The organism is Pseudomonas azotoformans (assembly GCF_001579805.1).
GTDB classification, from domain to species: Bacteria; Pseudomonadota; Gammaproteobacteria; order Pseudomonadales; family Pseudomonadaceae; genus Aquipseudomonas; species Aquipseudomonas azotoformans_A.
On sequence record NZ_CP014546.1, the window covers coordinates 504,576 to 525,865 of the forward strand.

Here is a 21,290-nt window from a genome sequence, read left to right on the forward strand (position 1 = left end):
CGACGAAACAAGGGACAGTAACCGCAGGGACGCCCAGGGCACAAAATTGGCTATACAAACGGAACCTGGCGGAATTGCCCCCCTGATATGAGGCCGCCGCTGTGAGCATATCTAACAATTTCAACCCACTTACAAAGTTATTTTACCGCCCCATCGAAGCCGCCATACGTTGGTGCAATCTTATGGCTCATGAATCTCAAATTCTTGACTCCGCCAACGCTTGCCCCGCAGTGCTGTCCACGACGTTCCCTCGATGGCCATGCCTTCACGCCAACACCGAAAAAATCTTCGATGCAGTGCGCAACCATGAGCTTCCGTTTGGTTATTTTGGCGTAACGGTAGCACCAGATACGCCCATCGACTGCCGGCTTCTCACAGTCAGGCATACAGACCTCAAATGGTGGATGTTTCATCATTATCCCGATCAGCGTCCGGCGTTTCTATTTGGAAATCTGCCCGCTGAGAATGAACAAATCAGCTTTGGTACTTACCTCACGTTGCGAGCTGACCGAGAGGCGCTGGAGGTGGAGCTCAAAGCGAGTGACGCCGCCCTTCGTGAGCTCCTTGAAGAACTCAAGGCTATCGGCTTGGAACGGGAAAGCTTACGCGCACTCGTTAAGGCACAAGGTAAGCTCAGCGAGCGTAGCGAAACTGGATATCAGCATGTAATCGGCGCCTTGCTCGAAACCCTCCTTGGATCCTCACCCGCCGGAAAACCCAACTCGGTATTCGATAGCCAAGCCGCTATCGTTGACTCAATCACTGCACACTTTGAAGGCACTCCAGGTTTGAGCAAACGCTCTCTCGACGAAAAATTCGCCGCCGCCCGACGGAGCCTTTTCCGAACATAAGTCCGGCAGTCATTGCACTGCAATAGGTACGATTGTAGTGCAATGACTGCCGGACTTTTCTGTTTTTGAATTCAGGTCTCTTCCCAATTTGCGCTATCCGGCGCCAAGGAATGACGACCATGCAATCCCAAACAACCACCGACACATTTCAGCGTCAGCCATCACCCGAACGCTACATCATGCGGCGCGAAGAAGTCGAACGAAAAACCGGCTTCAAGCGGGCTCACATCTACAACCTGATGAAAGAAGGTAAATTCCCTCAAGCTAAACGCATTGGATTGCGTGCAGTCGGCTGGGACTCGCTGGAAATTGAGCAGTGGGTTGCTGAGCGCTTAGGCCAGCAGGCCTGATGTCATGCGTGTGGTATCGGTGGTCTCCACTAAAGGTGGCGTGGGCAAGACCACGGTGACCGCCAACCTCGGCGGCCTTTTGGCTGACGCAGGCCTACGCGTCCTGCTACTGGATCTGGATAGCCAACCCACCCTCTCCAGCTATTACGCCTTGAGCCAGAAGGCTGATGCCGGTGCGTACGAGCTCCTCGCACTCAACCTAACTACGCCTGCGCAGATTATTTCCAAGACACTTATCACGGGACTCGACCTGATCTTCTCCAACGATGATCAAGGCCGGTTGAGCACCTTGTTGCTGCATGCCCCCGAGGGGCGATTACGGCTGTTCAATCTGCTCGACAACTTCCGTCCCCGTTACGATCTGCTTTTGATCGACACCCAAGGTGCGCGTAGCGTGCTGCTGGAGATGGCCATCCTGGCCTCCGACCTCGCCCTCTCTCCCATCACGCCGGAAATGCTCGCCGCCCGCGAATTGCAGCGTGGCACCTTGAAGCTACTAAGCGAACTCGAACCATTCCGCCACCTGGGCATTTCACCGCCCCCTTTGCGACTGCTACTGAACCAGGTGAATGCCATTCGAATGGACACCCGGATGATCATCCGTGGCCTGCACGAGACCTTCGCTGGGGCTACCCACATATCGATTTTAGACACTGTAGTTCCAGACCGAGTGGCGTACCTCAACGCCGCCTCCCTCGGCCTACCGGCCCACCGAATCGAGATGCGTCAGTCACGCAAACGACGCTCGCCAACAGCGCTGGAAACCATGCAAGCGCTGGCCATCGAGTTGTTTCCGGAATGGCGCGAAGCGATCTCTACGGTGAGCAGATACGTGGAGGCTCAATGAGACGAATCGCCAAGCCGGTATTTCTCACCCAATCATTCTTTATCGACCTTGCTGTCAACAGCGTTTGGCAAGGAGTCTTTTGATGTTGAATCAACGCCCCATCATCGTTCACCCATCCATTCGACCACACTACCCACCTTGCGAAGAGTACTGCACCGTGGTCTTTCGCCTGCAAGGTGGGCGCTCGGCCATGGGTTGGCTCCTCTCAGAACTTTCCCGCCACTTGGAAGGTTCGGAGACTGCCGAGATCGTCAAGTTCGAGGTCGGTGACCATTTGCGCAACCCGCGTTAACGGAGGTTGTTCCGATGAAGAAGCTCAGTCAGGAGCAGATCACCGATAAGCTGCACCAGGACCATTTCCCTCGAGGTCCAGAACTGGAGCGGCTGTCCGATCCACTTACTGACACGCCGATGCTGGTCACTCTTGAGCAGTTGCGGCCCTACGAACACAACCCGCGCTTCATCCGTAATCCGCTATACGAAGATATCAAGGCTTCGATCCGTGAACGCGGGCTGGATCAACCGCCACCGATTACCCGACGGCCGGGTGAAACCTATTTCATCATCCGCAACGGCGGCAATACGCGCTTGGCGATTCTCGGCGAACTGTGGCAGGAAACTCGCGACGAGCACTTCTTTCGCATTCATTGCCTGTTCCGACCTTGGACCAATGAAATCACCGCCCTACTCGGCCATCTGGCTGAAAGCGATCTGCACGGCCAACTCACTTTCATCGAGCGGGCTCTGGCGATAGCCAAACTCAAAACCATGCTCGAAGCAGAGGGAGCTGTGTTCTCACAACGGGAACTGGCACGACATCTTGCCGCTGGAGGCTATCCGATTTCGCAGCCGCACATCAGCCGGATGCTGGACACTCTCGAACACTTACTGCCCGCGATTCCACAAACCCTGTATGCCGGATTGGGTAAGCCCCAGATCGAACGCCTGATCGGCCTACGCAGCCAGGCAGAACGAACCTGGAATCGTTATCCAACCGTCACCATTGCGTTCGCCGATTTTTGGTTCGAGACCTTGGGTGACTTCGATACCGACCCCGAGTCCTTCGATCTTGAGCAGCTCCAGGATCAGCTGCTCGAACGCATGAGCCACTTGCTCGGACAGTCCTACCGTATGTTGGCCCTGGAGCTAACCGATACCCGACGGGTCATCTCGACGCCTGGCGTTGTTGTCACCACGCCTTCAGAGAACAGCCATCTGCTGAGCGTTGAAGAAGCTGCGGCAAGATCGCCCTCCTCTGAATCCCGTCCCCAATCACCCGAGACCAGAACCCAGGCCGAAACAACGCGAGAGGAAGCGCTCACACCACCAGAAACGGATGTCGCATCTGTGGTCAGCCCTCCATCACGCGTTCAACAGATCCGCGAACAGATCGATCGCGAGACCGCCACCGACGCAGCATCTTCGGTCGACACTTATGCGAACGACCACATCTGGACCATCGCACCAGCACTGGATAGCCCCGAACAACTGCGATCCGCCATTGCCACGCTGGCGCGGGAAATGGCGGCCTATGCTGGATATCCCGAGAGCGTCATTGATCAGCCACTTGGCTTGGGCTTCGCCCTCAACATTGAGCGACTTGATCTGACGACACCTCGCGCGACCAGCATTCACCTGCTGCTCCTGGCCCTGTTGCGCGCTCAAGACGACGTGAACTGGGACGATCGCAAGCAACTGCCCTCTGCTCTGTTCGGCCAGGTGTTGCTGGGGGTTTACCAACTTCCGCTCACAGGTCGTCCCGCCATGGATGTGGGTCTGGAGCGACTGCCCGACAGTCTGCTCATCAAGCTGTATCGGCTGATTCGTTTAGCCCGGCGTCTGATCGACTTAACGCTTACCCCTGAAGATGACTCACCGAAGGAGCTGCCATGAACCTGTCCTTCAATGTGCTCAACCAGGCCATGCTGACTCAGGTACTGCATGAGCTGCGCCTGGGTAATCTGCAACGCTGCAAAGCACTCGGACTGGGTGAGGACGACATCTATCTGTTGCAATCCTTACCGCCCACCACGCTGTCACGCCTGGCCCATGCCACCGTCCCCTGGGTTGAAATCAAGATTGACTCGCCGGTACTGCATCGGTTGATCGAGCAAGCCGAACGCGACGAGCAGAACGAGCGCTTGATCAACCGCGCGCTCAAGCTCGGCGCCAGCAGCACCATCATGTATCAATGCTTTGGCTTGGCGCATTCGGAAACTGCCCTGCGCCGACGTCTACTCAAGATAGATACCCGTAAGGGCCGCCCTCAGCATTTGAGCGAAGCGCAGGAGCATGCGCTGTGGCAGCGATGGTGCCAGCTACGCGCTCAGGACGGTACGGAGGATCAGCTCGACGCCATGATGATGCTGGCGGAGGAGCAACAGATCAGCTTGACCATCGTTTGGCAGCAAATCGACCACTACAGCAAAGAAACATGAGTACCGCCTCGACGAGTCGCTGGCAGCGTGTCCTGCAGCAATGCACTCAGCAGCTGAGTGACCGCTGGCCCACTCGCCCTACCACTGAACATCCCTCCAACCAGGCCCTGGAGGCGAGCTTTTTGTTCAGTGGCCAATCTCACGAAGTCGTGCCACGTCGGCTGCTGTTGGATAGTCGGCTGACGCCATTGGAACGGAATGCCTGGCAGGTGTTTCGGCTCATGCTGCACGGTCAGGGCGTGGTCACACCGCGCTATGAGGATTTGCAGCCTTACCTATCAAGCGTGCCCTACGGTGCGTCAGCCTCCCGTGAAACCATTGCTCGGGTGTTGACGATGCTCAGGTTGACGCGCTGGCTCAGTTTGGTGAGTCGCGGACGCGATCAGCTCAGCGGACGTCTTGCAGGTTCGCTGTACGTTCTGCACGATGAGCCATTAACCCCCGCCGAAGCCATGGAACTGGATCAGAATTACCTGGCGCTGGTCGGACATGCCCTCGGTCATGCCACCAAGGCGGTACGTATTGTCGCCCAGCACGTTGCGGAGGAAGTCCGCCAAGACACGAATATCGATCGGGATCGGTTACCGACGCGGCTCGACAGTTGGGGCGAACTTTGGGCGCAGCAAGGATTGGATCCGGCAACCGATGCCACTCTGCACGATTCCGAACGAGGGGAAGATGCCCTCGTTCGGAATCGTGCAGGCCCGTGTTCGGATTCCGAACCGAGTCTGAACGCCAGTGTTTCCGGCACCGTTCGGAATCCGAACGCCGCCTGTACTGTATTAAAAGAAAGTATTTGTACAGTACCGCGCGCGACCCAAGCTGTGGATAACCTGCACTGGCCCACTCCGCTGCACCTGAGCCCAAGCGAGCGTCAGGCCGTCGCCATGGCGCTGAACAAGCTCAAGTTAGGGGACCGGCAAGCGGTGCTCAACGAAGCGGGGGCACGCTGTTCGGCCGGCGGTATCCGCAAGCCAGCGGCGTATCTGATGGGTCTGATCCAGCGTGCGCTGAAAGGTGACTTTCGTCCTTGGGCAGGTCAGGCCGAACCGTCACCCATTGCAGAACCGCCTGCACCAACCCCCTCGCGCCCCATTCGAAAACAGGGCGAACCCGCATCCGCCCTCGCCCAAGCGTGCCTGAATGAGCTGCGCCAACTGCGTGGCAAACGCGGTGGACGTCAGTAGATTTGATGCCAGTGGCATCAAATCCATGGAGTTCCACTCTACGAACACATCGGACCAAACTATGAAACTTTTAGGGAAAAGCCGGGACATCTCCTCCCACTGACGTCTCCATAGTTAACCCTCTTAAACCAAACCGAACAGACCGCATTCAACTTTTCGGCTGTCCTTAACCCTCATCTGTCGCAACGTTTCCGTCCAAGCCTATGCGAAGACAACACCGTGGCCGATCACTATCAACTCAACCTGGGTTCACTGCGCAGCAGCATCACCCTGACCCTGCACACCCACCACGCCGCCCGTATCTGGCAAGGTCGGGCCGCACGTGAAGGCGTCCACTCGATCATGGGCATGGCCGGCTACATCAGTGTCACCAACCTGATCAAACAAACCTCGGCCCAGGACGATCCCTATGCCGACTGGGCCATCGTGCAACTCGAAGAAAAGCTGATGCAGGCAAAAGCTGGGATGCTGGAACTGACCCAACAGCTGGACCGAATCAGACAAGATCTGCCGACACAGATCGACATGAGCGACAACCTCAACATCCACCCCGTCACCTTGCCGTTGTACATCGGCAGCCAGCTGGGTTTTCTGGCGGTCTACCTGCTGACCGACTACGACACTCTTGTACGCCGAACCCTGTTGTCGCATCACACCGCCTTGATCGGTCGCAGGGACATGGAAGCCTGGATCGATGATGGCGCCCATCTGCTGCGCAGCCTATTCGGCCAGGCCCAGCGTTATCGGCATGCCGGCGTCACACGCGATGATATGGCGGCGAACAACGCCCGTGCCATTGCGGCCATCGAGAAAATGGGTTTGCCCCCGATGGACATCCTGGAGGGTCATCGGCGCTCCCAGTTCGCGCCGCCAATCACTCGCCGTGGTGCGGTGGCAGTGGATGACGCCGACGCGTTGGCAGAGGACGTGGGAGCGTCGTCTGCGACAGTGAATGAGCCGGAGGACGAAGCATGAATCCGATGATCCCGGCTCAACCAATGCCCTTCGAAGCGCTGACACAGGACGCCTATCGACAGCTTGAACACGCAGCCTCCCTAAAAGGCCTTTTAAAGCCCTTTAAGGGTAAGGGGGAGTTGGAGCACCTGGCGCAGGTGGCGAGGGAAATCGAGGCGCAATTATGCCACCTGATGGAGGCCGTGGTGCAGCAGGCCGGACAGCCCCCTTACTCACTGCTGGATATCCGATTGGTGCTGCAGAACACCAGCGCCGGCAGCACCTTTTTGCGTTGGCGCACCCGTGATTTTGCCCGTATGGGGGTTGTAGTCTGGGAGCGCCAGGTCTGCAACAAAGCCTTGTCGCAGATCGTACGCGAGAGATTGCACCGTTTCGAATGCGAGCGCATTGCACTGAACCTACAGATGAGCGTCGTGCATTCGCTCTACCGCCAGGCCACGACCTGCGCAATCAAAATGGCTAGCGCTGAACAGCTGCTGCGCCAGTTCACACCCGCAATGGAGGTATCACGATGAGTACTTTTTTCGTTGGCGAAGGCAATATCGGCAGTGCGCCAGAGTTCCAGGAATTTCCATCAGGCAATGACGAGCCACGGCGTTTACTACGGCTGAATGTGTACTTCGACAACCCCGTGCCACGCGAGGGTAACTATGAAGATCGGGGCGGTTATTGGGCGCCGGTTGAGCTCTGGCACCGAGAGGCTGAGCACTGGAGCACGCTGTACCAGAAAGGCATGCGCGTCCTGGTTGAAGGTCGTACCGTGCGCGATGAGTGGGAGGACAGCGAAGATAACGCGCGGGTGACCTTCAAGATCGAGGCCCGTCGAGTCGGTGTCCTGCCTCACAGGGTACACGGCGTGATCATGCGGGAACGATCCAGTGAGCAGTCAGCAGCCACGAAACACGTCGGGCAAAATACCGAGCAAACCACTTCAACTGTGTCGAAGCCCAGCAAGCGCAAAGCGCCGCCACCTAAGGCCTAACAGAGCTTAGGCATAAAAATTGCGCCTTTGCGCGAAGTTGCCGACCAGTTATTACTCGCTGTTCGTGAAGACCCGCCCTGTTACCCACGCTACAACAAGGTAGCAGCCTCGCCCATTCAAAGCTGCCCTCACCGACTAATATGAGGAACCTGCCATTCAGGTTTCTCATATCTCGCCCGTGCTACTTCAAACAACGCTGCTCCGAAACCAATCCGGAGCAGCTCTATGCGTCTCTTCCTCTGCGAGAAACCGTCCCAAGGTCGTGACATCGCCAAGGTGCTCGGGGCCACTCGGCGTGGTGACGGTTGCCTGATCGGCACCGACTCAACCGTCACTTGGTGTATCGGTCACCTGCTGGGGACGGCCCCACCTGAAGCTTATGGTGCTCAGTACAAATCCTGGTCGCTGGATCATCTACCGATCATTCCCGTGCAGTGGCAGGTCGAGGTCAAACCCAAGACCGCCGCGCAGTTCAAAATCATCAAACGCCTGCTGAGTGAAGCCTCAAGTGTTGTCATCGCGACCGACGCCGATCGCGAAGGTGAAATGATCGCCCGCGAGCTGCTGGAACTCTGCAGGTATCGAGGCCTCGTTCAGCGCCTCTGGTTGTCCGCCCTCAACGAGGCGTCGATTCGCAAAGCCCTGTCCTCGCTTAAATCTAATCATGAGACCTTCCCGCTCTACCATTCAGCCCTCGCCCGCAGCCGCGCTGACTGGCTGATCGGCATGAATCTGAGTCGTTTGTTTACCCTTCTCGGTCGGCGAGCAGGTTACGACGGCGTTTTGTCAGTGGGGCGCGTCCAGACACCCACCTTACGTCTGGTGGTCGATCGGGATCGTGCGATTGCCAGCTTCGTCCCGGTGCCTTACTGGAACGTTGACGTGCACCTATCGTCGATGGGCCAGCGATTCATCGCGTCGTGGTTACCACCATGCTCAGGACGGGACGAGTCGGGGCGTTGCCTGCAACAGGCGCTTGTCCATCACGCGGTCCAAACAATCACCGGCGAGAAGTCCGCCACGGTACTCTCGTTGCAGACTGAGCAGTTCCGAGAACCGCCGCCCCTGCCCTTCGACCTGAGCACGTTGCAAGAAGTCTGCTCGCGTAAGCTGGGACTCGGTGTCCAGGAAACCCTGAACATCGCCCAAGCCCTGTATGAAACCCACAAAGCCACCACCTACCCGCGCAGCGATTGCCGCTATTTGCCAGAGAGTATGTTCAACGAGGCACCCGCGGTACTCGATGCCCTGCTCAAAACGGATCCTGCACTCAGACCTGCATTCGGGAGCCTCGATCGATCATTGCGCGCCCGCGTATGGAACGATGCCAAGGTCACCGCGCACCACGGCATCATTCCCACCACCGAGCCCGCAAACCTGGCGCGGATGTCCGAACAAGAACGCCATGTCTACGAACTGATTCGTAGCCACTACCTCGCGCAATTTCTTCCGCGTCATGAGTTTGATCGGACCCAGGTCGAACTGAAGTGTGGCGAAGAACGATTGACCGCTGTTGGTAAACAGATCCTGGTCCAGGGCTGGAAAGGCTTGCTCTCCGACAACACCGAGGACGATGAGACCAGCCACAAGTCCCAAGTATTGCCCGTCTTGCAACAGGGTACTCAGTGCGCAGTGGATGACGTCAAACTCAAGTCCATGCGCACTGCTGCTCCCAAACCTCTCACCGAGGGTGATCTGATCAAGGCGATGAAAAACGTCGCCAAGCTGGTCAACGACCCACGACTGAAACAGAAACTTCGGGACACCACCGGTATCGGTACTGAAGCCACGCGAGCCGGCATCATCAAGGGATTGATTGATCGCGGTTATTTGCTGAAGAAAAAACGCGCCTTAATGGCCTCCGCCGCGGCCCATACCCTGATCGAGGCGGTACCGGCAGCAGTCGCAGATCCGGGTATGACCGCCATCTGGGAACAGGCGCTGGACGAAATCGAAGCGGGACGCCTGACCCTGGATGCATTCGTTGCCAAGCAGGCGAACTGGATCGCGCAGTTGGTCGCACACGGCCGCTCGCTCACTTTGGCAATAGCGGTCGAAACGAGCCCGGGCTGCCCCATGTGCAACGCCTCAATGCTCAAGCGAAAGGGGAAATCAGGACCGTTCTGGTCATGCTCCCGCTATCCGGATTGCAAGGGCACTGTGTCAATCAGTAAAGATACGCGTCGCTCATGATGTGCCATGAGACGATCATCATGAGAACGGTGAGTTCTCTGCCTTGACGTCGTCCCACCCTCTCTGCTGTAGTGCCTCAGGATCATCGCCAACGGCGACCCAAGACCGATTTGCTCCGGGTAGCTCGGTCGGACTCCTAGAGTTCGGAGCCTTCTTTTCTGCGGAATTTACTTCCCGTTTTATGCTCGACCTGATCGTGGTGGCGGATGACCGCTGTTGCCTCAACCCGGCAATAGCGGTCATCCGCTTCGGCGATCGTATTCAGCCCCGGAGCCCGCCGGGGAAACACCGGGCACCTTTTGTGCGCGGATGCGTGCCAGCACGTTCCGACCCAAGCCACGACAAGGGTCGGTTGGCGAATCATTGCGCAGTTCAACCAAGTGATGCGAGGCGCTAGTCGACTGCGGAGGACCGCCAGAGGTGGCTTTTCTCTTCCACGCCTGGCACCCCGCCAGGCCCACTCTTCACTTTCTTCAATCCAGTGACTGCCACTGTATTCCGGCCTTAAAAAATCGGGTTGCAGCGTCTTGACGCTTCCCTGTGACAGGCTTATACAAAAGGCGTGGTTCGCTGTCGTTGACAGCCCAGCCCAGGTAGCCAGAACCTTCAAGGTTACGCCACGTTCGTGGTGGTTCACCCAAGTGCAATCAGCGTTCGGAAGCTTGTACGATTACCGCTTCAGCGGTGATGAATGCCCACTCCCCCATGCCTGCGGATCACAACCGCAGACGCTCCTCTGCTGCACCGCTAGTCCCCCAAGGCGCATCGTTCTGATCGCCATCGGCTTGCCGGTGGCGAGTCGTTCATCGCTTGCCTTCACCTTACCCACCCTGACGGGGGCTCACTTCCCCGTAAGGGATTGTGCGTCGCCGTTTTCCTTGAAACAGGAGAACTACCATGGCCCACGCCAACCACTCCCAAGAAGCGACCACTTACTTCAATCTCCACACCGTCGGTATCGGCTACCTCAACCGTGTTCGTGAAGTACAAGTCCGCCGCGGCCAGCCATTCATGGCCTGCGATATCGCAGCCCTGCACGGCGCCACTGATGCGGTGGAGTACACCCGCTTCGACTGCAAAGTCGCTGGGGGTGAAGCTGAACGCTTGATTCGTCTCTATATGGACGCCGTCAAAGCCGAGAAAAAGGTCTTGCTGTCGTTCCGTATCGGCGATCTGTGGATCGATCCGTTTCTCTACGAGAAAGGCGATAAACAAGGCCAACCGGGCGCCAGCCTGAAAGGTCGGTTGCTGTTCATCGACTGGATCAAGGTCAACGGCACGGTCGAGTACAAAGCGCCCGCCAGGCAGCAAGCAACAGCACCTGCTGAGCAAGCGCCAACCAGTGAGCCATCCCCAACATCGGCTGAGGCCGAGGCTGAGGAGTTCGAAAGCCCAACAGAAGCTCAGGTCGAACCTGAATCTGCACTTGCTCCAAGCACGGCTCGTCGTGATGCCACCCGAACCGTTCGGTCCGCCTGAACAGTCCGCGATGTTCCTCATCAAGGCGCTCCGTCGAGCGCCTTTTCTTCAATCCGCACAGGAGAACCCACATGGAATCCTTCTGGCTTTGCGACGACTGCCTGTTCGCTGCGGCTTACGAGGACTACAGCACGTTATCGCTCTATTACACGACGGATGAAATTGAGAAACGCATCGCCGGCATCCATCGAGCACTGGTTCGCTTAATGCCCATCAGTGCCGACTTCGATTCCAACGCCGGCTGGGGAATAAAAGCCTTTTCCCCATTGCCCTGCGACGGTTGTGGCTCACACCTACACGGCCAACGCCACCGATTCACCCGGCTGTAAACAGCGCGCCAACGGCTAGCGCCCGCGACTCCACACCCACCCCGGGGACACCACTTCCCTCGGGCGTGTACCCCTGATTGTTCCCTTCGGAGGTACCACCATGAGCACCCGACTCGCACGGATTGAAACCTCGGATTTCGAGGCTGATCGTATCGCTCACGAAAACCAGGTGATCGACGAAGCGCTGCATATTCTGGATCGTCGGCTGTTCGCCCGCGGCCCTAACCTGACGTCGCCTGACGCTGTGGCCTCATACCTAAAACTGCACCTTGCGCAACAAGAGCATGAAGTCTTTGGTGTGATCTTTCTCGATGCCAGACACCGCGTGCTGGCATTCGAAGTCCTCTTTCACGGCAGCATTGATGGAGCCAGCGTTTACCCCCGCCAGGTCGTTAAGCGCTCCCTCGCGCATAACGCTGCGGCCGTCATTTTTGTTCACAACCACCCCTCAGGTTGTACGGAACCCAGCCAGGCGGATCGCGTCTTGACCGCACGGTTGAAGGAGGCCTTGGCCTTGATCGAAGTGCGCGTACTGGATCACTTCATCGTGGGTGAAGGTCGTCCGCTCTCCCTTGCCGAACATGGCTGGCTTTAACCCTTACAGGCGCCTTCGGGCGCCTGGTTCATTTTCATCCTGGAGAACCCTCATGAATCCCACATCCCAAGCCCCAGCCCCAGCCCCAGCCCCAGCCCTGCTGATGGCCTTAAATCCATTTGCTCGCGGTTACGACAACCTTCATATCGAACGGCTGCTACTGATCACCTACGAAAACGACTGCCCTCCCTGCTTTCGACCCGTGCACGACTCACAAGCCCATCTGCCCGACATTGAGCTGCAACTATTCGCCTGTCTGTTCAATGACGATTTCGCCTTGATCAGCGAAGGCCAATCCATTCCGGATGATTTGGATGAACGCTGCCAGTCCACCGGGCTGGTGCGCCAAATGATTTACGCCGTGATTGGCGAGGTGCTCAACGAGCGGCATCACGTCGGCGACCTGTACTCCCAGAAAGAAGCCCAAGCCATGGTCCATCGCTTGAGCTTCGAAACGGGACACTACAGTCGAGCCTGGGAGATCAGTACCGCACACCTTCCTGAAGGAGCGATGTTCTATCTGGAAGGGTGGGCCAGTGACTCCGTTCCGAGGCAAACCGGCCTTTTGTTTGAGCTGTTCGCGTTGCCGGATTGCTGCGGCATCGGTTGCAAGCTGATCGGCACGCCATGGACGGACGAGAACTTGCTGAACATTGAGGGCAAACGTTATTCAAGCTTGAGACAAGAGCAACTCGATGCAGGCACACCGGAAGTCCTAGTCAACGTACTGTATCTGGCGGCATTGGCGGATGTGCGATTGTTGATCTTCGACCCCGACGCTGCCGTCTTGAATGGACTCGCCATTTTTGATGAATAACGACATGAAGTGTTGTGCTTTAAAGCGACCTACCCTGAGTCAACTTTCTCACTGAATCACTCCTTCACCTCATGTCAGGTTCTGCACTGAATCTGACATGAGGTATTTCCATGGAGCGTTTTTTCACGCCTGTCTGCCTGCTGGGTTTGTTGAGCGCCTGCACCGCGCAAATCCCCAACCCTTTGCCAACCAATCCAGAGATCGGCATTGGTTCCAATCGGGCCCAGCACTCGAGGGGCACAGCCGAAGAAAGCCATCCGGTAGAACTCCGCTATGGCCGCTATACGCTGGTCAGCACCGAGCCCACCACGGAACAACACGATCTTCTTGCCCAAATCATCGACGTGAGTATCCCGTCCAACCTGAATCCATCGGTACAGGAGGCGATGCACTACGTGCTGCAGCGTTCGGGTTATGCGCTTTGCCCTGATACTGCGTCGGTGAAGGTGCTGTTTACCCGCCCCCTGCCAGCGGCCCATTACCGGCTTGGTCCAATCCCTTTGCGCCGCGCGCTACAAGTGCTGGCTGGCCCCGCCTGGCAACTCACGACCGATGAAGTCAGCCGTTCGGTCTGCTTCGAACAGCAGAAAACGGATGCCGGTGTCGCGCCGATCACACCCGTCTTGCCCCATCAATTGGAGGCGCGGCCATGAAAGCCTCAACGTTTCAAACCCTCATTGTCGGCTTACTTTGCCTCGCGGTCGCCGGGCTGAGCGGTGGTTTGTATAACCAGTATCAGCGCGTGGCAGAACTACAGAGCACGAACACGCAATACCGACAAACCCTGGACACCCTGCAACGTGATTCAAACGCCCTCAAGGACGCCCAGGAGAAGCAGCAGTACGCGCTGAAAGACCTGAAGCAGATGGTCGATACTGGTGAGCAACAGGCCAATACCCTCGATCCGATGCTGGATCAGTGGGCGCAAGAGATACAGGAACTGCGCGACGGTGTGGCGGCCAGTGCCACCGTGGCAGACCTGACAGTGCTACGCGCACGTCTTGAACAGGTCGAGCAGCAGTTCCTGGACCTCAAGACCCAGCCATCACCCCCACCGCCGACGCCTTCAGCGCCCAAACCGAAACAGACCGCTCGCCCAAAATCCGTCCCGCTCTCGCCACCGTTCTCGGTATTGGGTGTCGAGTCCCGCAGTGGTGAGCGCTTTTTAGCGGTCGCACCTCCCGGCAGTCGCGCTCTCATGGATGTTCGGCTGCTGCATAGCGGCGAGCAGGTCGGAACTTGGCAACTGAAAGTGCTGGAGCCGAACTCAGCCATCTTCACGGTGGCCGCTCAACCAGATCAGACCGTGCACCTCCCTTGAGAGGCGATCATGAACAGAGCGCTACTGCCCACCGTTGTCTGTCTGGTTTCGTTACTGATCACGAGTGCTGCGAAGGGTAACCCCATCACGGCACAGTCACAGACCCAGGACACCCAGCCCGCTCCGCTGGGACGATCTCACTCTGAACAGGCGGCGAGCTGGGGCCTGACCGAGCAGGAGTGGACGCGCTTCGAACAGATCCAAGCCGGCCCACGCGGTTTCTGGAGCCCGAACCTCGATCCGTTGACCGCACTTGGAGTCGAGGCCCAGACCGACCAAGAGCGCCAGCGCTATGCCCAATTGCAGGTAGCGCTGGAAGCCAAACGCGCCGAACGCGAGTTGGCCTACCAAAACGCTTACACGGCGGCCTGGGCCGAGCTGTTTCCCGGGCTGCTGCCGATCCAGGGCATGGCATCTTCGCCCCCTACCAGCTCAGCGGTCGCGCCGCGCCCAGCCCTGTTTGTGGAGGACCACTGCCCAGCGTGCACCGCCGAAGCGCAGCGTCTGCAAAGCAGTGACACGGCGTTCGATCTCTACCTGGTGGGCAGCCAAGGCGAGGATGAACGCGTCCGTCGTTGGGCTCGGCAAACAAACATCGCTCCGGCCAAGGTGCAACGCCGGCAAATCACCTTGAACCATGACCGTGGTCGCTGGTTCAGCCTGGGTGCCCCAGGACCATTGCCCGCCACATTCCAACAGGTGAATGGACAATGGCAACGCCTCGACTGAGTGGTATTGCGCTCCTGCTGACGATGCTCGCCGTCCAGGCTGACGAACTTCCGCCTCCGGCCTACCAACTGGCGGCGCATGACGCCGATATCCCTTCTACGGTGCTGTTCGCGATTGCTCTGCAGGAGAGTGGTACCCGCGTCCGTGGTCGACTGCTGCCCTGGCCTTGGACGCTGAATATTGCCGGTAGCCCTTACCGCTTCGCCACTCGCCAGGCCGCCTGTCACGCCTTGCTTCAGGCGCTCACCCGGCATGACGCCAAGCGGGTCGATGTCGGTCTTGGGCAAACCAACCTGGGTTACCACGGGCAACGTTTTTCCAGCCCCTGCGAAGCCCTCGATCCCTACCGCAATCTCGCCGTGACCGCCGCGCTGCTGCAGGAGCATCACGTCGCCACCGGTGATTGGGTCTTGGCTGCCGGGCGCTATCACCGTCCGGCAGGAGGCGCGCCGGCCGCGCGTTACCGCGCCGGCTTTTCCCGGCAACTCGAACGGTTGCTGGTTTCCTTCGAACAAGGCACACCACCATGAAGCGAATATCCCTTACCTGCTATCTCATCCTGCTCTTGGCACCTTTCGCCCAGCCGGAACTGACCGTAGCCGGGGATCAGCCTAGCGACTTCACTCGGCCCCATTTTCAAGTTTCCAGGCCGCTAATAAACAACAAGACCCAGTCTGATCGAGCCATGCATGCGGACCTGTCCACGTTTGCCGATGAAACCTGGATACTGCCCGTCCGTAGCACCCACTTGAGCCCCGGCCAGATCACGCACCGCGCCTTGAACATGCCGGGCTTGCGGCCATTTTTCCTGGTCGGTGACGATCCTCACTCGCTGGTTTGGTTGCGTCAACGCGCGACTGAACTGCAGGAAATGGGCGCGGCCGGTCTAGCGGTTGAAGTAACCAATACCGAAGCTTTGGCCCGAATTCGAGCAGCCGCTCCGGGCATCACCATCCTGCCGGTCAATGGCAACGACATCGCCACCCGCCTGCAGATCGAGCACTACCCCGTCTTGATCACCGCCACCTCACTGGAACAGTGAGTCCAGGTCATGGACGAGCATGCGATGGAGTCCAAGCTCCGGCCAGCGGTGGAGCTGTACACCGTAGCGATCTGCATCGCCGCCGCGGTGTTGTGCGTGTACTCGCCCTGGGCTGTGGCCCTGTCACCCGAGATCGGTCTGGTTGCAGCGCTGGCCTATGCCCTGTTCGGCCTGATCCGGCTGCGACAAGCCTGGGAGGTGCTGCGCTATCGGCGCAATATCCGTCGGCTGCCCCGCTACGAGCTGACCAGTCGGCAGATTCCGGTCAGCCGCAAGCGTCTGTTCATGGGTCGCGGCTTTCGCTGGACCCGTCTACACACCCAGCGCTTGGTCGAGGCCCAGGATCCGGCGGTCGCCCACTATGTCGACCAACCGACCAGCTACCGTCTGGCCCGTGGACTCGAACGGCGCCTGGAGCATGCACCGTTTCCACTCTCGATACTGGTCCGTGTCACCGCCTGGGACAGTGCGTTCAATCCGTTGCGCCCTTTGCCCCCGGTAGGTGGCTCGCCACTATTGCATGGGGTCGAGCCCGATGAAACGGAAGTCAGTCTGCCGCTGGGCGAACGGGTCGGACACACCCTGGTGCTGGGCACTACCCGTGTCGGCAAGACGCGACTCGCCGAGGTGTACATCACCCAGGACATTCACCGCGTCGAACATGAAGTGGTGATCGTCTTCGATCCGAAGGGTGATGCCGACCTGCTCAAACGCATGTACGTCGAAGCCAAGCGAGCCGGGCGGGAGAAGGAGTTCTATGTCTTCCATCTGGGCTGGCCGGAGATCTCCGCCCGCTACAACGCCGTAGGGCGTTTCGGGCGTATCTCGGAAGTGGCGTCGCGCATCGCCGGGCAGCTCAGCGGTGAAGGCAACTCCGCGGCCTTCCGTGAGTTCGCCTGGCGTTTCGTCAACATCATCGCCCGGGCTTTGATCGAGTTGGGCCGGCGTCCGGACTACCTGCAGATCCAGCGACATGTAGTCAATATCGACGCGCTGTTCATCGAATACGCCCAGCAGTTTTTCGCCAAGACCGATCCGAAAGCCTGGGAAGTGATCGTCCAACTGGAAAGCAAACTCACTGAGAAGAACATTCCGCGGCATATGGTGGGACGCGAAAAACGGGTGGTGGCCATCGAGCAGTACCTGGCGCTGAAACGGGTATTCGATCCGGTGCTGGATGGACTGCGCTCGGCAGTGCGTTACGACCGAACCTACTTCGACAAAATCGTCGCCTCGCTGCTGCCATTGCTGGAGAAACTCACCACCGGCAAGACCGCCCAGTTACTGGCCCCTAACTACACCGATCTGGATGACCCGCGGCCGATCTTCGACTGGATGCAGATCATCCGAAAACGCGGCATCGTCTATGTCGGCCTGGATGCACTGACCGACGCCGAGGTGGCCGCCGCCGTGGGCAACTCCATGTTCGCCGACTTGGTCTCGGTCGCGGGGCACATCTACAAACATGGCATTGACCATGGCCTGCCCGCATCGGGCAGCAGCAGTGACAAGCTGCCGATCAACCTGCACGCCGATGAGTTCAACGAGTTGATGGGTGATGAATTCATCCCGCTGATCAACAAGGGGGGCGGCGCCGGTATCCAGGTAACCGCCTACACCCAGACCCTCAGCGATATCGAAGCGCGCATTGGCAATCGCGCCAAGGCCGGCCAGGTCATCGGCAACTTCAATACCCTGCAGATGCTCCGTGTGCGCGAAACCGCCACTGCGGAGCTGCTCACCCAGCAGTTGCCCAAGGTCAACGTGCTGACCAGGACCCTGGTGTCGGGTGCCACCGACACCTCCGATCCTGAGGCCAATACGGACTTCACCTCGTCCTCACAGGACCGCGTCAGCAGCACCAGTGTGCCGCTGATCGAGCCTGCGCACATCGTCAGTTTGCCCAAGGGGCAAATGTTCTCCTTCCAGACCGGTGGTCAGCTCTGGAAAGTCCGCATGCCCTTACCAAAGCCCTCGAAGGACGACGCCATGCCCAAGGATCTGCAGGAACTCACCCAGCGAATGCGAGCGACCTACAACAAGCAGGCGGGCCAATGGTGGACTGCCAGTGGGGGCGGCCCAACCACAAACTTCGATTGGGATCAGGTGGGGTAGTCCGCACCCGCGGTAGGTTTCGATTCGACAGAAAAAGATCCAGAATGCGTCGTGTCGACGCCAACATTGCAACGCGCAATGGAGTGAACGATGGCGACCTCCATACAGAATACGCCGCCACAGCCGATCCAACACCCAGGACTGATTGTCTCAACGATCACCCTGGTGTTACGTATCATTGGCTTGCTGATTGCCTCGCTGATGTTCTCGATCCTGATGGAGTTTGCAGGCTTGCTACTATTCTGGGGCGATCAAGGTTGGCGACACAGCCAGGCCATGCTAACCAGTGAGTTAGGTTGGCTCAGCGAACACTTCAAATCCTCATTACTCATCCAACATCCCGGGCAAACGATTGTCCAGGCGCTGGATTTTCTCAATCAGTGGTCGTTGGTCAACACTGGTTTTGCTGGTTTTGCCCAGCAAGCGCGTGTGTCGAGCAATGACAACAGTTTCTGGGGCTGGATCAACTCGCTCTACGTGAGCATCGAGGATTTTGTGTTGGCAGCGGTGTATGTCAGCTTCACCTTCGTCGTGCGCCTGACCATTCTGGTTTTGTCGACACCCTTGTTTCTGATGGCCGTGCTAACGGGTTTGGTCGATGGTTTGATGCGCCGCGATCTACGGAAATTTGGAGCAGGACGAGAGAGCAGCTTTGTCTATCATCGCGCTAAACGAGCAGTGATACCCCTGTTGATTGTACCCTGGGTCATCTACCTGTCCCTGCCTTTTTCAGTCAATCCAATGGCCATTTTTTTGCCCTGTTCAGCAATGGCGTTGATAACAACGGCTATCACAGCAACGACGTTCAAAAAATACATCTAATGTTCTGTGTCAGATAAATCGCTCTCTTTAGCTCAATCCATGCTCAGCTCACCATTAACAGGAACAAAGAGACTAAATAAATCCGCTGAGTTACTCCCACCAACCTTAGCTAAAAACCAATGATCCTCGCACTATTGTAGGTGCTCGCCTATCTGACCAAGTGACTGCAACAATACTATTAATTTTTATCAACCAATTTGGAAGCTTATTTTGTAGATAACCAGGGTGCCCACGCACCTATTACCTAGACCAAAGTAATTAGCTTGGATTTTTTAGCATTCTAGAATCATCATCTTGACCACGAGCATGAATTAATGCCATAGTTTTCTGAAAGTGCGATACAGTTATTGGCACAGAATCGCCTACTAAATTGAAGGCTTTTTTGAGTATTAGTAATAATTTGGGTGAGGTCATGGAGGTACCGTGAGGAATCAGAGCCGAAGAATTGAAATCTATCTTAAAGACGGATTCTTTGTTGATGTCATCAAGGCGCGAGATATTGGGACTGTTTTAAGGGCTCTTGAAGGACGTACGAAGCCTTCAGAGGTCAAGTTCGAAATAGGAGGCGAGCTCTTGGAGGGGGAGTACTTAGAAGTTACTTCCTTTGCAATCGTGCCTCTGGATGAAAGGCGTCAACAATTCTTCAATGAGGGTCAAATTCTTTTGCTTCACAAAGGAATTAATCTTTTTTGATTTTTTGTTAGTGCTTTTCATCCTCCATAAATCCTTGCAAAGATCTCTAAAGCTAAAGCGCACGTGCCGTTCGGCTTTTTATATAAATAAACACAAAGCATTCAATATTAACCGCCCGGAGTAATTATGCCTATTTTCAAATACTACAGACCTAATGCTTACTTTGAAAAAGCCGTTCGCTATAACGAGATCTACTTTGCTGCCAATCATGAACTGAACGATCCCAATGATCTCAAGGCATCATATTATTTTGAGGACGACATAGAACTTTGGAAATATCTTCTCTCGTCTGAACCAATTAGTCCCGCATGGAATATTCTTCTTCATCTGTCATGCAACGATGAAGAACTGATACTAAGACTGAATGAAATTTTTAAAGACGTGAAGATTGACTCTTTGACTGGATCGGTACGCGAAGCGGTCAAAATTAAGGAGGTTGAGTTACTCGAATTGTTTGAGCGTTCAATTATCGAGCACTCAGCACCTCCTGACTCCGGCGTAGCAGAAAGCGCATCAAAAAAAGACCGCGCCAGATTGTGTATTCTTATATTGACCGAACTTATAGCTCGGGCAATCAATCATCAATTCTATAGTGTTTCGTTCTCAAAAAACGCCCTCGATTCGATGATGTGGGCTCATTACGCTGATGGATTCAAAGGTTGCGTGGTGATATATGGCGGCCTAGACGGGCCTGAAATCAAACTTCGACACCATCTTATGTCCGATACATATGAGGCTTACCCGCTGCGCGAAGTTAAATATATTGACTCGGACAAGCTAATACCTATTCTAGAGTGCGCAACTAAAGGCAAAGCCAAGGTGGAGGAAGCCTTTCTTCAGAAGAACTCATTCTGGAAGTATGAAGGCGAACTGAGAATGTTTACTACCCAAGAGGGAGAAACTCATTATATGGCCGCGAGCGATATTAAGCTTAAAAGTCCTAGACAAAGAATCATGCATCACGGCACGAACTTCATCACAGGGATTATTTTCGGGCCACGAATCGAAGAATCTTATCAGCGCTACATTGAAGCGACTATCGCGGGCAATAGGGAATACGCTGACGAGAAACTCGGGTTCTTCTCATTCAACACCGTATTAGAACCACATGGTAAGGTGAAGGTAAGCGCTGCGACCAAGATCATTGATCGAAATCTTGGCAGGAGAGTTTACCAAGGAGAAGAAATGCAGAAGTTGTTGGCTGATCTCCGTATAACTTAACGCGAGTGTGGTGTTTCAGAAGCGCCACTGAAAAATCACTTGCCCAGCGCTCGTACTGCATGAACGACTGAGGCGAGGATGTCATCGACCCTCTTATGCCACCTGAATAGCTTTTCTGCTTGTAAGTTTTCAGGTAATGCTCAATCGATATTTCTAGATTCTTGAAGCCAATGTGCACTTGTCGCTTGATACATTTCTCGCTCAACGTTGAGAAAAAAACGCTCGACCAAACTCAACCAAGAGACAGAGGTCGGTGTGAAGTCAATGTTGTAGCGTGGAGGTGGCCCCAGAATGCAGCGATTTA

The 21,290-nt window shown here is 56.6% G+C and carries 24 protein-coding genes and 1 pseudogene; 24 read left to right on the forward strand and 1 reads right to left on the reverse strand.

Annotation, left to right across the window (positions count from 1 at the left end):
- Positions 1–182: 182 nt before the first annotated feature.
- The 24 genes from AYR47_RS02365 (at position 183) to AYR47_RS02480 (ending at position 20,986) form a co-directional block, all read left to right on the forward strand.
- Entirely contained in the window at positions 183–851 is a 669-nt protein-coding gene (locus tag AYR47_RS02365) for a hypothetical protein (RefSeq protein WP_237142528.1), read from the forward strand.
- Positions 852–970: 119 nt separating this feature from the next.
- Positions 971–1,201, forward strand: coding sequence for an AlpA family transcriptional regulator (locus AYR47_RS02370; protein WP_061434116.1), 231 nt, complete (start codon positions 971–973; stop codon positions 1,199–1,201).
- Positions 1,202–1,205: 4 nt separating this feature from the next.
- Entirely contained in the window at positions 1,206–2,048 is an 843-nt protein-coding gene (locus AYR47_RS02375) for a ParA family protein (RefSeq protein WP_061434118.1), read from the forward strand.
- 82 nt (positions 2,049–2,130) lie between these two features.
- A complete protein-coding gene (locus tag AYR47_RS02380; protein WP_061434120.1) occupies positions 2,131–2,340 on the forward strand; it encodes a hypothetical protein in 210 nt (69 codons plus the stop codon).
- Positions 2,341–2,354: 14 nt separating this feature from the next.
- A complete protein-coding gene (locus AYR47_RS02385; protein ID WP_061434122.1) occupies positions 2,355–3,941 on the forward strand; it encodes a ParB family protein in 1,587 nt (528 codons plus the stop codon).
- On the forward strand, positions 3,938–4,486 hold the full coding sequence (locus AYR47_RS02390; RefSeq protein ID WP_061434124.1) for a DUF2857 domain-containing protein: 549 nt from the start codon (positions 3,938–3,940) through the stop codon (positions 4,484–4,486). Before AYR47_RS02385 ends, AYR47_RS02390 begins: the two co-directional genes overlap by 4 nt.
- Positions 4,483–5,673 (forward strand): STY4528 family pathogenicity island replication protein, encoded by a 1,191-nt coding sequence (locus AYR47_RS02395; RefSeq protein ID WP_061434126.1) that lies wholly within the window; start codon positions 4,483–4,485, stop codon positions 5,671–5,673. Before AYR47_RS02390 ends, AYR47_RS02395 begins: the two co-directional genes overlap by 4 nt.
- Before the next feature lie 219 nt (positions 5,674–5,892).
- Complete coding sequence (locus tag AYR47_RS02400) at positions 5,893–6,648, forward strand: PFL_4669 family integrating conjugative element protein (RefSeq protein ID WP_061434128.1); 756 nt, start codon at positions 5,893–5,895, stop codon at positions 6,646–6,648.
- On the forward strand, positions 6,645–7,163 hold the full coding sequence (locus tag AYR47_RS02405; protein ID WP_061434131.1) for a DUF3158 family protein: 519 nt from the start codon (positions 6,645–6,647) through the stop codon (positions 7,161–7,163). Before AYR47_RS02400 ends, AYR47_RS02405 begins: the two co-directional genes overlap by 4 nt.
- Positions 7,160–7,630 carry a single-stranded DNA-binding protein gene (locus AYR47_RS02410; protein WP_061434133.1) on the forward strand — a complete coding sequence of 157 codons (471 nt, stop codon included), beginning with the start codon at positions 7,160–7,162 and terminating at the stop codon, positions 7,628–7,630. The genes AYR47_RS02405 and AYR47_RS02410 overlap by 4 nt, the downstream gene beginning before the upstream one ends.
- A gap of 225 nt (positions 7,631–7,855) precedes the next feature.
- Positions 7,856–9,823, forward strand: a complete 1,968-nt coding sequence (locus tag AYR47_RS02415) for a DNA topoisomerase III (protein ID WP_061434135.1) — start codon at positions 7,856–7,858, stop codon at positions 9,821–9,823.
- A gap of 897 nt (positions 9,824–10,720) precedes the next feature.
- The gene (locus tag AYR47_RS02420; RefSeq protein WP_061434137.1) at positions 10,721–11,302 is read left to right on the forward strand and encodes an STY4534 family ICE replication protein; all 582 of its coding nucleotides are present in this window, start codon (positions 10,721–10,723) and stop codon (positions 11,300–11,302) included.
- A gap of 71 nt (positions 11,303–11,373) precedes the next feature.
- On the forward strand, positions 11,374–11,631 hold the full coding sequence (locus tag AYR47_RS02425) for a hypothetical protein (protein WP_061434139.1): 258 nt from the start codon (positions 11,374–11,376) through the stop codon (positions 11,629–11,631).
- A gap of 100 nt (positions 11,632–11,731) precedes the next feature.
- Positions 11,732–12,226 carry a RadC family protein gene (gene radC, locus AYR47_RS02430; RefSeq protein ID WP_061434141.1) on the forward strand — a complete coding sequence of 165 codons (495 nt, stop codon included), beginning with the start codon at positions 11,732–11,734 and terminating at the stop codon, positions 12,224–12,226.
- 52 nt (positions 12,227–12,278) lie between these two features.
- Entirely contained in the window at positions 12,279–13,043 is a 765-nt protein-coding gene (locus AYR47_RS02435; RefSeq protein ID WP_061434143.1) for a DUF5983 family protein, read from the forward strand.
- A gap of 110 nt (positions 13,044–13,153) precedes the next feature.
- Positions 13,154–13,696: a PFGI-1 class ICE element type IV pilus protein PilL2 gene (gene pilL2 / locus AYR47_RS02440; RefSeq protein ID WP_061434145.1), complete on the forward strand. Its 543-nt coding sequence runs from the start codon at positions 13,154–13,156 to the stop codon at positions 13,694–13,696.
- Entirely contained in the window at positions 13,693–14,364 is a 672-nt protein-coding gene (locus AYR47_RS02445) for a hypothetical protein (protein WP_061434146.1), read from the forward strand. The genes pilL2 and AYR47_RS02445 overlap by 4 nt, the downstream gene beginning before the upstream one ends.
- A 9-nt stretch (positions 14,365–14,373) precedes the next feature.
- Complete coding sequence (locus AYR47_RS02450) at positions 14,374–15,093, forward strand: TIGR03759 family integrating conjugative element protein (protein ID WP_061434148.1); 720 nt, start codon at positions 14,374–14,376, stop codon at positions 15,091–15,093.
- Complete coding sequence (locus AYR47_RS02455) at positions 15,075–15,623, forward strand: hypothetical protein (RefSeq protein ID WP_061434150.1); 549 nt, start codon at positions 15,075–15,077, stop codon at positions 15,621–15,623. Before AYR47_RS02450 ends, AYR47_RS02455 begins: the two co-directional genes overlap by 19 nt.
- Positions 15,620–16,135, forward strand: coding sequence for an integrating conjugative element protein (locus tag AYR47_RS02460; RefSeq protein ID WP_061434152.1), 516 nt, complete (start codon positions 15,620–15,622; stop codon positions 16,133–16,135). The genes AYR47_RS02455 and AYR47_RS02460 overlap by 4 nt, the downstream gene beginning before the upstream one ends.
- A gap of 9 nt (positions 16,136–16,144) precedes the next feature.
- Positions 16,145–18,250, forward strand: coding sequence for a type IV conjugative transfer system coupling protein TraD (traD, locus tag AYR47_RS02465; RefSeq protein ID WP_061434154.1), 2,106 nt, complete (start codon positions 16,145–16,147; stop codon positions 18,248–18,250).
- A 90-nt stretch (positions 18,251–18,340) separates the two neighbouring features.
- Positions 18,341–19,072 (forward strand): TIGR03747 family integrating conjugative element membrane protein, encoded by a 732-nt coding sequence (locus AYR47_RS02470; RefSeq protein WP_061434156.1) that lies wholly within the window; start codon positions 18,341–18,343, stop codon positions 19,070–19,072.
- Between the two features lie 423 nt (positions 19,073–19,495).
- Positions 19,496–19,765, forward strand: coding sequence for a hypothetical protein (locus tag AYR47_RS02475; protein ID WP_061434158.1), 270 nt, complete (start codon positions 19,496–19,498; stop codon positions 19,763–19,765).
- A gap of 126 nt (positions 19,766–19,891) precedes the next feature.
- On the forward strand, positions 19,892–20,986 hold the full coding sequence (locus tag AYR47_RS02480; RefSeq protein WP_061434160.1) for a DUF2971 domain-containing protein: 1,095 nt from the start codon (positions 19,892–19,894) through the stop codon (positions 20,984–20,986).
- 35 nt (positions 20,987–21,021) lie between these two features.
- Here the strand turns inward: AYR47_RS02480 and AYR47_RS32875 are convergent.
- Positions 21,022–21,276, reverse strand: a pseudogene (locus tag AYR47_RS32875) (IS630 family transposase); the annotation flags it as partial.
- Positions 21,277–21,290 lie beyond the last annotated feature (14 nt).